This window comes from Kribbella sp. CA-245084, from assembly GCF_050942355.1.
Classification (GTDB): domain Bacteria; phylum Actinomycetota; class Actinomycetes; order Propionibacteriales; family Kribbellaceae; genus Kribbella.
This window is the reverse complement of record NZ_CP192053.1, coordinates 1472998-1487179: the sequence shown is the minus strand read 5'-3', so window position 1 is coordinate 1487179 and position 14182 is coordinate 1472998. Positions and strand designations below refer to the sequence as shown.

10 protein-coding genes are annotated in these 14182 nt (G+C 68.0%); 4 read left to right on the top strand and 6 right to left on the bottom strand.

The window, feature by feature from the left end:
* The first annotated feature begins 20 nt into the window (after positions 1-20).
* The gene (locus ACQPYH_RS07325) at positions 21-530 is read left to right on the top strand and encodes a helix-turn-helix domain-containing protein (RefSeq protein ID WP_432888332.1); all 510 of its coding nucleotides are present in this window, start codon (positions 21-23) and stop codon (positions 528-530) included.
* A gap of 65 nt (positions 531-595) precedes the next feature.
* Here the strand turns inward: ACQPYH_RS07325 and ACQPYH_RS07320 are convergent, their stop codons facing one another.
* Positions 596-1402, bottom strand: coding sequence for a spermidine synthase (locus tag ACQPYH_RS07320; RefSeq protein ID WP_432888330.1), 807 nt, complete (start codon positions 1400-1402; stop codon positions 596-598).
* A gap of 16 nt (positions 1403-1418) precedes the next feature.
* Positions 1419-2504 (bottom strand): glycerophosphodiester phosphodiesterase, encoded by a 1086-nt coding sequence (locus ACQPYH_RS07315; RefSeq protein WP_432888328.1) that lies wholly within the window; start codon positions 2502-2504, stop codon positions 1419-1421.
* Positions 2505-2697: 193 nt separating this feature from the next.
* Between ACQPYH_RS07315 and ACQPYH_RS07310 the strand changes: the two genes are divergently transcribed.
* Positions 2698-3690 carry a malate dehydrogenase gene (locus tag ACQPYH_RS07310; RefSeq protein WP_432888327.1) on the top strand — a complete coding sequence of 331 codons (993 nt, stop codon included), beginning with the start codon at positions 2698-2700 and terminating at the stop codon, positions 3688-3690.
* Between the two features lie 59 nt (positions 3691-3749).
* Here the strand turns inward: ACQPYH_RS07310 and ACQPYH_RS07305 are convergent, their stop codons facing one another.
* From ACQPYH_RS07305 to ACQPYH_RS07295, 3 genes are all read right to left on the bottom strand, one after another.
* Positions 3750-6980 carry a S8 family peptidase gene (locus ACQPYH_RS07305; RefSeq protein ID WP_432888325.1) on the bottom strand — a complete coding sequence of 1077 codons (3231 nt, stop codon included), beginning with the start codon at positions 6978-6980 and terminating at the stop codon, positions 3750-3752.
* Positions 6981-7050: 70 nt separating this feature from the next.
* Positions 7051-10359, bottom strand: coding sequence for a S8 family serine peptidase (locus tag ACQPYH_RS07300; RefSeq protein WP_432888323.1), 3309 nt, complete (start codon positions 10357-10359; stop codon positions 7051-7053).
* Positions 10360-10522: 163 nt separating this feature from the next.
* Entirely contained in the window at positions 10523-11233 is a 711-nt protein-coding gene (locus ACQPYH_RS07295; RefSeq protein WP_432888321.1) for a transporter substrate-binding domain-containing protein, read from the bottom strand.
* A gap of 104 nt (positions 11234-11337) precedes the next feature.
* Between ACQPYH_RS07295 and ACQPYH_RS07290 the strand changes: the two genes are divergently transcribed.
* Positions 11338-12606 (top strand): glycoside hydrolase family 18 protein, encoded by a 1269-nt coding sequence (locus ACQPYH_RS07290; RefSeq protein ID WP_432888319.1) that lies wholly within the window; start codon positions 11338-11340, stop codon positions 12604-12606.
* The gene (locus tag ACQPYH_RS07285) at positions 12607-13245 is read left to right on the top strand and encodes a phosphotransferase (protein ID WP_432888317.1); all 639 of its coding nucleotides are present in this window, start codon (positions 12607-12609) and stop codon (positions 13243-13245) included.
* Here ACQPYH_RS07285 and ACQPYH_RS07280 read toward each other — a convergent pair.
* Positions 13233-14153 (bottom strand): helix-turn-helix domain-containing protein, encoded by a 921-nt coding sequence (locus ACQPYH_RS07280; RefSeq protein WP_432888315.1) that lies wholly within the window; start codon positions 14151-14153, stop codon positions 13233-13235. The two genes, ACQPYH_RS07285 and ACQPYH_RS07280, sit on opposite strands and share 13 nt — an antisense overlap.
* Between the last annotated feature and the right edge of the window lie 29 nt (positions 14154-14182).

Here is a 14182-nt window from a genome sequence, read left to right as displayed (position 1 = left end):
GTTGAGTTATGTTTGAACACGTGGAAGCTTTCGCGGACGCGCTGCAGCGAGTACGACGTCATGCCGGGCTGAGCTACCGACAGCTGGCCGATCGCGCGCACTACTCCCATCCACACCTGATCCGCGCGACCAACGGCAAGCAACTGCCGACATGGGAGGTCGCCAAAGCCTTCCTGACCGGGTGCGGCGTGCCCACCGACCTGCTACCGGTCTGGCGCCGCCGCTGGGAGGCGGCAAGCCGAGATCCACGGGACATCGTCGGGCTGCTGGAGGCAGCGCAAAGCCTGGAGGAACTAGGAGCTGCTCTGGCAGCACTCGCCCGCCCACGTTCGTTGCGGACTCTGGAGCAACAGACCGGTATCCCGCGGGCGACGATCCAGGCATGGCTCTGTGGGGCCCGCCTGGCGGGTCAAGACCGGCTCGATCACCTGGTCCGGTCAGTTGGCGGATCGCCTGCCGAGCGAGCGGCGGCGGCGGACGCCATCGAACGACTGAGCCCCAGCCGCGAGCGCCTGGGCTCCGGCCGCTAAAGAGCCTTCGGCCGACCGATGCGCCGGCTCAGCTCCGCCGCGGAGCGCCTCGGCGCTCGAGGAGCTCAGCTTCGGAAGGCTGAGGGGGGCGCCTGCGGCGTGACGTAGCCTTCGGCGTCGGTGAGGGGCGACGCCTTGCCGGCCAGCTCGTCGAGCGGCATCACGTCGTACGGCGGTTGGGCGCGCCGCCCGGCATCCGTCAACGCGGGAACGGGCTGCCGCGACGCAACCATGATGACGTTGCCGAATCCCTTGCCACGCAGGATCTTCCGCTCGGCGAGCACCACCCCGGCCCCCATCGCGGCCCGCACGGTCGCCGCAGTACGCCGGATGAACGGCAACCCTGCCTTCCCGTCGATCAGATTCGCCACCAGTACCCCGGTCGGCCGCAGTACCCGGGCGCACTCCGCGAAGAACTCCGCGGTCACCAGATTCGCCGGCACCGCCTCATGCTCGAACGCGTCCAGGATCACCACGTCCATCGAGTCGTCGTACACCTCGCCGATCCCGGCCCGGCCCGTGACCGGCCGCACCTTGATACCCGTCCGTTTCGGCAGCGGCAGCGCCTCGCGGACGAACTCGGTCAGGTCCTCGTCCGGCTCGAGCACGATCTGCCGGGACCGCGGGCGCGTGACGGCGACGTACCGCGGGATGCTCAGCGCGGCCCCGCCGACGTGCAGGACCGCGACCGGCTGACGTCGCGGCGCGATCGCGTCCACGACGTCGCCGATCCGGCGCATGTACTCGAACGGCAGGTGGGTGGGATCGGCCAGATCGACCTGCGACTGCGGCGACCCGTCGACCCGCAGCACGAACGTCCCGTCGGGCTGCGCCTCTACACTCGCCAGCCCGGAGGCCGTTCGCCGTTCCACCTGCCCATCATTTCAGTCAGCGAGCTTCCTTCTCCTCGGCCACCGCGATATCGGTGTTGTCGGTGAACAGCCCGTCGATCCCGGCCTTGCGGTACGCCGCGATCTCGCCGAACAGATTGCCCGAGTCGTTCGGGTTGACCGAGCTGTCGAAGTCGGCCGGCAGGAAGGTGTTCTCGACCCGGAATGTGTACGGGTGCACGACCAGGCCGGCCTTGTGCGCGTCGGCCACGAGGCTGGTCGGCTTGCCCAGCTTGCCGGCCGCGTCCAGCGGGATGATCTGGTCCTTGCTCGGCCCGACCCCGTCGGCGTACGTCGCGACCTCGCGCAGACCCTTCGCGCTGACGATGTCGGCGTACGTGCGCTTGTCGCCGGACACCACGAAGTCGTACGGCGCGCCGGCCGAGCTGGTCAGCTGCACCAGCGGGACCCGGAGCTGCTTGTCCAGCGCCTTCAGGTTCGACACCTCGAAGGACTGCACGAAGACCTTGGCGTCCGGCCGGTTCAGGCCGTTGCGGTTCAGGGTCTTGATCAGCTCCGGCTCGAGCGGCAGGCCCTGCTGCCGGAAGTACGTCGGGTGCTTGGTCTCGGGGTAGATGCCGATCGGGCGGCCGAGCTCCTTGGACAGGCGCTTGCTGAGGTCGATCACTTCCTGGAAGGTCGGGATCTGGTAGTGCCCGTCGAAGACCGTGTTGTGCTGGCGGGTCGCCGGGATCCGCTCCTTGGCGCGCAGCGTCTTCAGCTCGGCCAGCGTGAAGTCCTCGGTGAACCAGCCGGTGACCGCGACTCCGTCGAGGATCTTGGTCTTCTTGCGGCCGTTGAACTCCGGGTGGTTCGCGACGTCCGTCGTACCGCCGATCTCGGGCTCGTGCCGCGTGATCAGCACGTGGTCCTTGGTCGTAACCAGGTCGGGCTCGATGTAGTCGGCACCCATCCGCGCGGCCAGCTCGTACGACGCCAGCGTGTGCTCGGGCCGGTAGCCGGACGCACCCCGGTGGCCGACGATGACGAAGTCGTCGTGCTTGGCCGCCTGGACGGACTGCGGCACGAGGACCGACGCGACCACTGCGATCGCCGAAACAGCGACCGGGACCAATCGCTTCATGGGTTGCTCCTTACAGATCAGGGACTTTGCGCCACCCTCGGGCACGGCGTCGGCCCCTCGACGTACGCGGGATGACCGATCGGTGAATGATGTATTGGGATGTGAGCTATTCGGTCGCCCCCAGCGTTGGTACCGGACGCCGGGCTTGCTAGCGTCCGAAGCACACCCAACAATGAGTTTCTAGGAGCGTGTCGTGAGCACTACACCGGTGAAGGTGGCCGTTACCGGGGCCGCGGGGAATATCGGATACAGCCTGCTGTTCCGGATCGCGAGCGGGGCCCTGCTCGGGCCGGACACCCCGGTGGAGCTGCGGCTGCTCGAGATCACCCCGGCGCTGAAGGCACTTGAGGGCGTCGTGATGGAGCTCGAGGACTCCGCGTTCCCGGCGCTGGCCGGGATCGAGATCGGCGACGACCCGAACGTGGTCTTCGACGGTGTCAACGTCGCGCTGCTGGTGGGTGCGCGGCCGCGGACCAAGGGCATGGAGCGCGGTGACCTGCTCGAGGCCAACGGCGCGATCTTCACCGTCCAGGGCAAGGCGCTGAACGACCACGCCGCCGACGACGTCCGGATCACCGTCACCGGCAACCCGGCCAACACGAACGCGCTGATCGCGAAGAGCAACGCCCCGGACATCCCGGCCGAGCGGTTCTCCGCGCTGACCCGGCTCGACCACAACCGGGCGCTGGCGCAGCTGGCCAAGAAGACCGGCGTGCACGTCACCGATCTGAAGAAGCTGACGATCTGGGGCAACCACTCCGCGACGCAGTACCCGGACATCTTCCACGCCGAGGTGGCCGGCAAGAACGCGGCCGAGGTCGTCAACGACCAGGCCTGGCTGGAGAACGACTTCCTCCCGACCGTGCAGAAGCGCGGCGCCGCGATCATCGAGGCCCGGGGCGCGTCCTCGGCCGCCTCCGCCGCGGCCGCCACCATCGACCACACCCGCGACTGGCTGGCCGGCTCGGCCGACGGCGACTGGCTGTCGATGGCCGTCGTCTCCGACGGTTCGTACGGCGTCGCGGAGGGCCTGATCTCGTCGTTCCCGGTGACCGTCAAGGACGCGAACTGGGAGATCGTGCAGGGCCTGGAAATCAACGACTTCTCCCGCGGCAAGATCGACGCATCGGTCGCCGAGCTCGGCGAGGAGCGCGACGCGGTGAAGGCCCTCGGCCTGATCGGCTGATCGGCTGATCACCACACGACAGAACGCCCCCGCCGGTCGGCGGGGGCGTTCTGCTGTTCTCACCGCATGGTGTAAGCGGCGATTACCGTTTGGATCGTGCTGTTGCCGGCGGCGTCCGTCGCCGTCGCACGCAGCGAGACGGTGTTACCCGCGGGCGTCGGGAAGATCGCCTTGTTGCCGGCGACCGGCGCCTGCTTCCAGGTGGCTCCGCCGTCGTCGGAGTACTGGACCTTCACCGTCCGCACGCCCTCGGCGGTGAACGGCAGGACCGTGACCGGCGTGCGCACCATCGTGTTGTTGCCGTCCACATCCGGCTGGAAGGCAACCGTGTGGATCGGGATCTTCGGCTGGTCCGCGGACGAGGTGAACGTCGCCTCCAGATCCATCCGCGTCGCGAACGGCCAGACCTCCTGCGTGCGGGTCGCAACCAGCTTGTACGACGCCTTGCCCGCCGGCTGCCCGGCAGCACTGATGCCGAACCCGTCCGAGGACCCGATCTCGGTCCCGTCGCGGTACAGCGTCGTACTCGCGGACGTGGTGTCGATGAAGCCGCTGTGGCCGTCCGCATCGGTGAGGCTGTTCAGGTAGATGTCCAACCGGTCTGCGCGGCGAGCAGTGTAGGAGAACACCGACGGACCGAACGCGGCCGCGTTCCACCGCTCCTGGTAGTGCCGTCCGGTCTTGTAGACAACCGGTGTGCCCTCGAGGTGCCACTTCGGGAACGGCAGGTCAGCGCCGTCGGTGTCCTCCTCGGTGGTTCCGAACCAGCCGTACGGCGTCTGGTCGACGTAGTAGCGGATCGTTCGCGGCACGTCGAGCCGGATCACTCTCGCCCATCCGCCGTCACCGTTCGGCCCGGCCGCGGACAGCATCTTGAAGACCCGGGACTCGGCGGTCGCATTGACCGTACTGTCCACGGTCGCGAGATCGGATTGCTTCACCGTGCGGCTGAAGCCGGTCGGGAAGTCGCCGGGCTGGAAGTTCGCGATCCCGTACAGGTACGGCGTATTCGTGAACAACCCGTCCGCGCCGGGCACACCCCACTGGGACATGACATGACCGGTGAGCTCGGACGCGGGCAGCTTCGGGCCGGCGTTGTAGGTGAACATCGTCCCTGACAGGAATCCGGCGGCGGAGTAGGTGTACACGCCGCTCTTGATCGTCCGGTCGAACCCGATGTCGGAGTTGGCCTGCACCGCGTCGGCGTTCGGCACCGAGGTGGTCACCGGCTTTGCCTTCCGCGCATCGAGGACGACCGTCTGGTCCCCGGTGAGTTTCACACTCGGCGCGAGCAGTGTGAAGAAGATCCAGTCCTCCGTCCCGCGCTCGAACTCCTGGAACTGGTTGAGCATGTACTCGCCCTGCGCCAGCCTGAGTGTGACCGTGCCGTTCTCGTCCGGCGAAACCGTCTCGTACTCATCGTTGTCGACGCCCGCGACGGACACCGGGTAGTCCGGGTCCGGTGCACCGTTCGGCTTGATCAGCTTGACGGTCAACGTGTACGTCGGGACTTCCTTGTCCACGCCCACCGGTACGACGACCGTCTGGCCGCCGCCCGTGGCGGTGACGCGACCGCTGTAGAGGCCGTCCGCGCCGCCGAGGCTGGTGTCCGACGTTGCCTGCACGGACGCCGTACCGCCGGGCGGAACGGTGACCGAGTCGGCACTCAGCTTCAGTGCGCCCGCAGGAGCCGCCGCACCGTCGGGGCCGTTCAGCACCGACGACAGCGACAGCGTGACGGCCGCATCGCCGAGGTTGCGGTAGGTCACCTCACGGGTGACCGGCTCGTCATCGGTGTGCGGGTACGACGCCTTGCCGAACGAGACGCTGCCCGGCTCGGAGACCACGCTCGCCTTGATCGCAGTGGTCAGGTCGATCCGTCCAGCTCCCTGCTGGAAGGACGTCTGGTCCGCCGCGACCTTCGCCGAACCCATCAGCGCGGCCTTCAACTCGGCCGGTGTCCAGGACGGGTGTTCCTGCAGCAGGATCGCGGCCGCGCCGGCGGTATGCGGCGTCGCCATCGACGTACCCGAGAGCCGCAGGTACTTGTCGCCGACCGGCTCACCGATCGTCGAGTCCTTCGACTTCGCCGCGACGATATCCGTGCCGGGCGCGGTCACGTCCGGCTTCACCGCGCTGTCACCGATCCGCGGACCACGACTGGAGAGCTCGTTGAGCTGGTCCTGCTTGGTCACGTTGCCGACGGTCAGCGCCGCATCCGCGCTGCCCGGTGAGGCGATCGTCCCGTCGCCCGGCCCTTCGTTGCCTGCAGCAATCACAAACAGGGTGCCGGTCTGCGCGGTCAGCCGATTCACGGCCTCCTCGAGCGGGTCGAGGTCCGGGGTATCGGTACCGCCGAGGCTGAGGTTGACAATCTTGGCCTTGACGTCGTTCGCAGCCCAGTCCATACCGGCGAGGATCGCGGACTCGTCGCAACCCCAGACCTCACAGACCTTGCCGTCGTAGATCCGGGCGTCGGGCGCCACGCCCTTGTACTTCCCGTCCGAGGCAGCACCGGTGCCGGCGATCGTCGACGCGACGTGGGTGCCGTGACCGACCAGATCGTCGGCTGACTCGGTGGTGAAGTTCTTCTCGCCCACGACCTGCGTCGCGAGGTCGGGGTGGGTCGCGTCGATGCCGGTGTCGAGCACCGCGACCGAGACGCCCTTGCCGGTGTACCCGGCCTGCCACGCGACCGGTCCGCCGATCTGCGGCACCGACTGGTCCAGCAGCACCTTCCGCTTGCCGTCCAGCCACAGCTTGGTGAATCCGCCGGAGCTCATGAACGTCTTGGCATCCGACTTGTTGACCTTCATCGCCGCGCCGCCGATCGAGGGCAGCTGGCGGGTGACCCTCGTCCCGGCCGGCACGGCACGCTTCGCAGTACCGGCGTACGTCGTCAGCACCGGGATCGTGCTCGTCGAGGCGTCGTCGTACTTGTCCTTGACCAGCTCGGCGACATCGAAGAGCCGGCGGTCGATCTTCCCGTCGCCGACCGCCTTGGTGACGTCGGCCGGGATCACATACGAGTGATCCTTGGTCCGCGAGGTGACGAAGCCGACGTGCTGCCGGCCCGCGCCCGGTTCGATCGTCGCCTTGGTCAGGTCGCCGCCGGGCAGCACGACCTTGTCGCCGGTGATCAGCGTGACGCTGACGTCTTTGCTCCCCGCGGAACGGGCGGTGGCCGCCGGGCCGGACGGAACCGCGTGAGCGGTTCCTCCCAGACCGGCGACCAGACCCGCGACCGCCAGTACGGCGATCGCGGGCGTTCCTCTGTGCGTGAATTTCACAGGGCCTCCCCAGAAATCGGTTGTCTGCGCGACCTTCACAACGTGACGACCGGTCTCCGGGGTTGCATGGTCAGCTCAACGGATAGGCGCCGATAACGGTCAGTTCCGTAATGTTTCCGGCTCCGTCGACCAGATGGGACTTCAGCGAGATGCTCTTGGCGCCCTTCGGGGTAACGAAGATCGCCTTGTAAACGCCGTGCCCGGTCGGTGCGACTGCCGCGTCGTGCCAGGTCTTGCCGTCGTCACCGGAGAACTGGATCGTCAGCTTCCGGATCTTGGGCAGAGCCTGGCCGGGCTGCGCCTCGACCACGAGAGGCAGCACGGTGACAGGCTTGCGCTCGGCCACGTTGTGGCTGTTCACCGTCGGCTGGTAGCGGATCCCGAGCAACGGCAGCGGCTGCTGCTCGTCGGTCGCTGCCGAGGAGAACGTCCAGCGCAGATCCGTCCGCGTGCTGAACGTGCTGAACGACTGCCGCGTCTGCGTCGACTCCAGCGTGTACGTCGACTTCTCCGCGGGCAGACCGGTCGCGTCGACATACCCGAAGTACGGCGACTCGGCGACGACCTTCCCGCCCTGGATCAGCTTGCTGGACTCGGCGTCGGTGGCGCCGTAGCCGTTGTTCCCGTCGGCGTCGGCCAGACCGTACGCGGACACGATCAGGTCGTTCTGCGCGCGGGCCGCGAGATCCGGCGCCGTCGTGAAGGCCGCGGCGTTGAACCGCTCCCGGTACGACTTGCCCGCCCGGTACGACTTCACCGGTGACATCAGCCGGCTGATCGTCTGCGGGAACGGGTCGTTCGGATCCGTGCTCGGGATGATCTCGTCGGTCTCCAACTGCCAGGTGGCCGGCTTGCCCTCGGCGTACACCGTCGTGGTCAACGGGGCCTTGCCGTAGTCGAGGACCGGCGACCAGCCGCCGTTCATCCCAGGACCGTTGCCGATCAGGACTCGCTCGATGGCCCTGTCGCTCGTGGCATTGGTGCTCTGTTTGACGACGGCCTGGTCCTTCGCCTTGACCGCCCGCACGAACCCGGTCGGGAACACCCCGGGGAACGTGTTCAACTGACCCACGACGTACGGCGAGTTGTTGAACGAGCCGTCCGCGTCCGGTTTTGCCCACTGGGACACGACATGGCCGGTGAGTTGCTCCGGCGGGAGCGCGGGACCGAGTTGGGCGCTGTAGACGGCGTTGAAGTCGAACGCCAGACCCGCGTAGCCGAATCCGTAGCTGCCGTCGGCTGACGTCCGGTCGAACCCGACATCGGCGAGCGCGACCTTCGCATCGGCCTGCGGAACGGTCACCTTGACCTGCTTGGTTGCGCGGGCGTCGAACACCACCGTGGTGTCCTTCGTCAGCTGGATGGAGGGCTGCACCAGGCTGTAGCTGGAGAAGCTGCCGTCCGGCTGCTCGAGGAACTGGCTCGCCTGCACCAGGTACTCGCCCTTCAGCAGCCGCATGGTGATCGTGTCGTTGCCGTCACCGAGGAACTGGAAGAAGTTCCGCTCCATCGCGGTCAGGACGCCGTCGACCGGAGCCGGCTTGCCGTCCGGACCGATCGCCTTCAGGGTCAGGGTGTAGCTCTCCTGCTCCTTCTCGACACCGATCGCGCTGGTGACGGTCGTGTCGCCACTCGTCGCGGTGATGCGGCCGGAGTACAGGCCGTCCGGGCCGTCGTGCTTAGTGTTCGAGGTCGCCTGCACGGACGCCGTGCCGCCGGCCGGGACGGTGACGGAGGTTGCGCTCAGCTTCAGCGCATCCGCCGGCGCCGGGCTGCCGTCCGGGCCGTTGAGCGACGCGGCGAGGGTGAGCGTGACGGCCTGGTCGCCGAGGTTGCGGTACGTCAGCGTCTTGGTCACCGGGGTGTCGTCGTCGTGCGGCCAGACCGCCGTACCGAACGAGACGTTGCCGGGCTCGGCGATCACGGTCTGTTTGATGCCCTTGGCAACATCCACGCGGCCGGCGCCCTGCTCGAACGCGGTCTGGTCGGTGGCCGGCTTGGCCGAACCCATCAGCGCGCCCTTGAGCTCGGCGGCCTTCCAGTCCGGGTGCTCCTGGGCCAGGATCGCGGCGGATCCGGCCACGTGCGGCGTCGCCATCGACGTACCGTCGAGGCGCAGGTAGTCGTCGCCGACCGGCTCGCCGATGATCGAGTCCTTCGCCTTGGCCGCGACGATCGACACACCGGGTGCGCTGATGTCCGGCTTCACGGCTCCGTCGCCGACGCGCGGTCCGCGGCTGGAGAAGTCGGCCAGCCCGTTCTGTTTGTCGACGGCGCCGACGGTGAGCGCGGCATCCGCGCTACCCGGCGAGCCGATGGTGCGCTCGGCCGGTCCATCGTTGCCGGCGGCAATCACGAAGAGCGTGCCGGTCTCGGCGGTCAGCCGGTTCACGGCCTCCTCGAGGGGATCGATGCCCGGGGTGTCGGTGCCGCCCAGGCTCAGGTTCACGACCTTCGCCTTGACCTCGGTCGCGGCCCACTCCATGCCGGCCAGGATCGCGGAGTCCGGGCAGCTGCCGAAGTCGTCGCAGACCTTGCCGTCGTACAGCCTCGCGTCCGGGGCCACACCCTTGTATTTGCCGTTCGACGCGGCCGCCGTACCCGCGATCGTGGAGGCGACGTGGGTGCCGTGGCCGAAGTGGTCGCCGTCCGGCGCGTCGGTGAAGTTCTTCTCCCCCACCACCTGGGTCGCGAGGTCCGGGTGCGACTTGTCGATGCCGGTGTCGAGGACGGCGACCGGGATGCCCTTGCCGGTGTACCCGGCCTGCCACGCGACCGGGGCGCCGATCTGCGGGACAGACTGGTCCAGCGTGACCTTGCGCTTCCCGTCGAGCCAGATCTTGTCGATCCCGGCACCGGTCTGGACGCGTGCGGGCTTGGTCACCTGCAGCGCCGCGCCGTTGATGACGGGCAGCTGGCGTGAGACCTTCGCGCCCGGGATCGCAGCCCGCTTCTGGGTCTTCCCGCTGTACGTCACGATCAGCGGGAGCGTGGCGCTCGACTTGTCGTCGTACCCGTCCTTGATCAGGCCGGTGACGTCGAACAGCCGGCTGTCGAGCTTGCCGGTCGACAGTTGCTCACGGACGTCCGACGGCACGACGTAGAGGTGGTCCTGCAGCCGATACGAGCTGAATGCGACGTTGGTCCGGCCGGCGCCGGGGCGCACCGCGGGCTTGGCCGGATCGCCGCCCTTCAGCGTGATCCGGTCACCGGTGATCAGCGTGACGCTCTTGTCTGTCGGCTTGGCGGCCTTTGCCGCGAGTGGATGACGTTGCGGTACTGCGGATGCATGGCCCGGGGCGGAGAGCCCGAGGCTCAAAGCGGCGATCGAGGCGACGGCGGCTAGGCCGAGGCGCCTCGATCGTGGTGTGGATACCACGATGAGTCCCTCCCGATCGTTGTCCTCACATCGGACCGCCCGACGCCTCCTCACGGAGCGGAGCCGAGCGGCCACTCACCGGTAGATGTCCGGACCCGACCAAAAGGTTGCCTGGATGACCTGCCACGGCAGGTTCCTGCCTGACTACTGCCCGTAAGGGCAATCAGGCAGACGGAGCGACCGTCGCGTCTGCTTGGCCGGACGCGACAAGGGAGGCGGCGATGAAGCCCGAGGCCTTGAGATCCTCGATCACGTCGTGGAGGTGGGCGACGGTGTCGGGGTGCTTCGACCTGGCGGTGCCGACGGCCTGCCGGATCTGCATGAACCGCTCGTCGATCACGCGGAGATCAGGGTGCTCAGCGACGTACGCCGCGATCGGCTGCCGGATGCCGGCCGCTGCCTCCAGCCCTTCCGCCCGGAACACGTCGACGCCTTCCGCACCGCGCACAACCGTTGCCTGCCGCAACGTTCTGGTCAGGTAGAGGTCGTACGCCGAGCCTTGCTTCACGCCGACCCGCACGCCGTCGGCGTCGACCTCGGCGACCGTGGCCAGCTTCGAATCCCGCGGCACGGCGTACACGCCTTCGATCACGACGTACGGCGCGGTGAAGGCGACCTCCTCCGCGCGGGCCGGGTCGATCGCGAGGAAGCAGATGTCCGCCTGCCCGGTCGTCATCGCCTCGAACGACTTCCGCGCCGCATCGAAACACACCAGCTCCAACGGCAGGTCGAGGCGCTTCGCGAGCTCCCGCGCGATGTCCACCGTCACCCCGCCCGGCGCGTCCGGCGTACCGTTCGCCAGCACCGGGTTCCCCAGGTTGATGGAGGCCCGCAGCACACCGGTCGGCGCAAGATCCGCCTGCACAGTCGTCATACCGCGACCCTATCCGGGGAGTATCAAGAGTTTTTTGCAGAGTCATTGTGTAAGTCGGGGGGCGGTCCTACTGTGTGCGCATCAACTCATCCGATGGGGGTGCAATGAAGCGTCGGAGTGTGGGGCTGCTGGTTGCGGCAGCGATGGTCGTTCCAACGATTGTCGCCGTACCTGCCGAGGCCCACGGTGACAACAAGCGTGTGGTGGGCTACTACACCAACTGGAGTGGGTACGACCGGAACTACCTGGTCAGCGATCTGGTGAAGACCGGGGCCGCGGCCCGGCTGACCCACATCAACTACGCGTTCGGCTTCGTCGACGCCGCGGGGAACTGCATCAGCAGCGACGCCTGGGCCGACTACCAGCGACCGTTCACCGCCGAGCAGAGTGTGAACGGCAAGGCCGACGAGCCCGGACAGGTGCTCAACGGCAACCTCAACCAGTTCAAAGAGCTGAAGAAGAAGTACCCGAAGCTGCGGATCAGCATCTCGCTCGGCGGCTGGACCGGCTCGGCGCACTTCTCCGACGCGGCGCTCACGCCGGCCTCCCGGGCCGCCCACGTGAAGTCGTGCCTGGACATGTGGCTCAAGGGCAACCTGCCCGGCCTCCCTGCGGGTGCCGCGAAGGGCATCTTCGACGGCGTCGACCTCGACTGGGAGTGGCCGGCCAGCGAAGGCAACCCGGGCAACGTGATCCGGCCCGAGGACAAGCAGAACTTCACCGCGCTGGTGCACGAGTACCGCAAGCAGCTGGACAAGCTGTCCGGCCGGCACGGCAAGTACGACCTGACCGCGTTCCTGCCCGCGAACCCGACGATGATCGACAAGGGGTTCGAGGTTCGCAAGCTGTTCAAGGACCTGACCTTCGGTACGACGCAGGGCTACGACTACCACGGTCCGTGGGAGACGCTCACCAACCAGCAGTCCGCGATCGACGGACCGAAGGGTGATCCGACCTCACCGGAGTTCAGCTCGCAGGTCACGATCGACGCGTACCTGTCCCGCGGCGCACCGCGTGACCAACTGGTGATGGGCGTGCCGTTCTACTCACACGGCTGGACCGGCGTGACGAACGCGAACCACGGTCTGTTCCAGCCGTCGACCGGCCCGGCTCCGGCGACGTACGAGGCAGGCACCGAGGACTACCGCCTGCTCAAGGCTCACCTGTCCGACTACACCGTGTACCGCGACAACAGGGCCGGGTTCGCCTGGCTGTTCGACGGTACGACGTTCTGGACCTGGGACGACCCGGTCGAGATGGCCCGCAAGGCGCAGTACATCTCGCACCGCGACCTGGGCGGCGCAATGATCTGGTCCCTCGACGGCGATTCAAATGGGGAGCTGATCTCAGCGCTGCACCGTAACCTTCACTGAGTGGATCTGAATACTCTTCAAGACCGGTTCGGCGCGTCGCGCGCCGAACCGGTCGTCGGCGGTTGCTCGGGAGCGACCGTCGTCCGCCTCGATCGTGGGGCCGAACGCCTCTACTACAAGGCCGGTCCCGGCGTCGGCCTTGAGGCCGACCGGCTGGCATGGCTGGGCGGGACCGGATTTCCCTGCCCGCAGCTCGTTGACCGGGGCAACAATTGGCTCCTGGCCACGGAACTCGCCGGGCGCGACGCGTCCGAGGTCTGGCCGACGGCCGACCGCCCGGCGGTGCTCGCCGCGATGGCCGACGGTCTCCGCGCGCTTGACGAGCTATCGGGCTGTCCGTTCCCGTCACCGTTCCCCGGCGCCGGAGACGCCGTCACGCACGGGGACTACTGCGCCCCCAACATCTTCATCGACCCAGGGACGCTGCGGTTCTGCGGAATCCTCGACCTCGGGCGCCTCGGGGTCGGCGACCGCTACCTGGACCTCGCGCTGATGTTCAAGAGCCTGCGCGGCATGAACCCGCAGTACGGCGGGCTGCCGGCGGCGCGTCGGTTCGTGGAGCTGTATGGCGAGGATCCGGACGACCCTCGGATCGAGCACTACATCACGCTCGACGACAGCGGCGACTACATGCCCTGATACGCCCGGCGGTAGGCGCTCGGGGTTGTCTGCAGAGCGGTTTTGAAACGTCTCCGGAGATTGGTCGCCGAGGACAGGCCGACCTTGGTCGCGATTGTGTCGACCGGGAGGTCCGTTTCCTCGAGCAAGACGCGGGTTCTGGCGATGCGTTGGGTGAGCAGCCACTGGCCGGGTGCCATGCCGAGCTGGTCGGCGAAGCGGCGCGCGAGCGTGCGCGGTGAAACGTTGGCTTGGCCGGCGAGGTCCTGGAGCGTGAGCGGGTCGGCGAGGTGATCGGTCGCCCAGTCGAGGAGTTCGCCCAACGAGTCCACCGGTGCCTGATCCTCGGTGCGGTACTGCGTCTGTCCGCCTTCGCGATGCGGCGGCATCACCATCCGCCTCGCGACCCGCGCCGCATGAGCAGCCCCGTGATCGCGTCGCACCAGTTGCAGACACAGATCGATCCCGGTCCCTGATCCACCACTCGTCGCGACGTCGCCGTGATCGATGTACAGCACATCCGGATCCACTTGTACCGCGGGGAATCGGCGCTGCAGCTCATCGGCGTACCGCCAATGCGTCGCCGCCCGGCGTCCGTCGAGCAGCCCGGTCGCCGCGAGTACGTAGGCGCCCGAGCAGATGCTGACCAACCGGGCTCCCCGCCGATGTGCCCGAGCGAGCGCCCGCAGCACCGGACGGCTCGGCTCCCGATTGATCGGCAGCCACCCCGGTACGACGATCGTGTCGGCGCGATCCAGGGCCCGCAGACCGGACGTGACCACCATGTCGAAACCCTCGGTGGTGCGGATCGGCCCCGGCTCCTCGGTGCACACGCTGAACCGGTACGGCGCCTCGCGGAACACGGCCGCCGCACAGCCGAGCTCGAAGCTCGCCTGCGGTGCGCTGACCAGAGCGACGACACGGTGCATGGCAAGAAAGTACCCGATCAGGACTATCC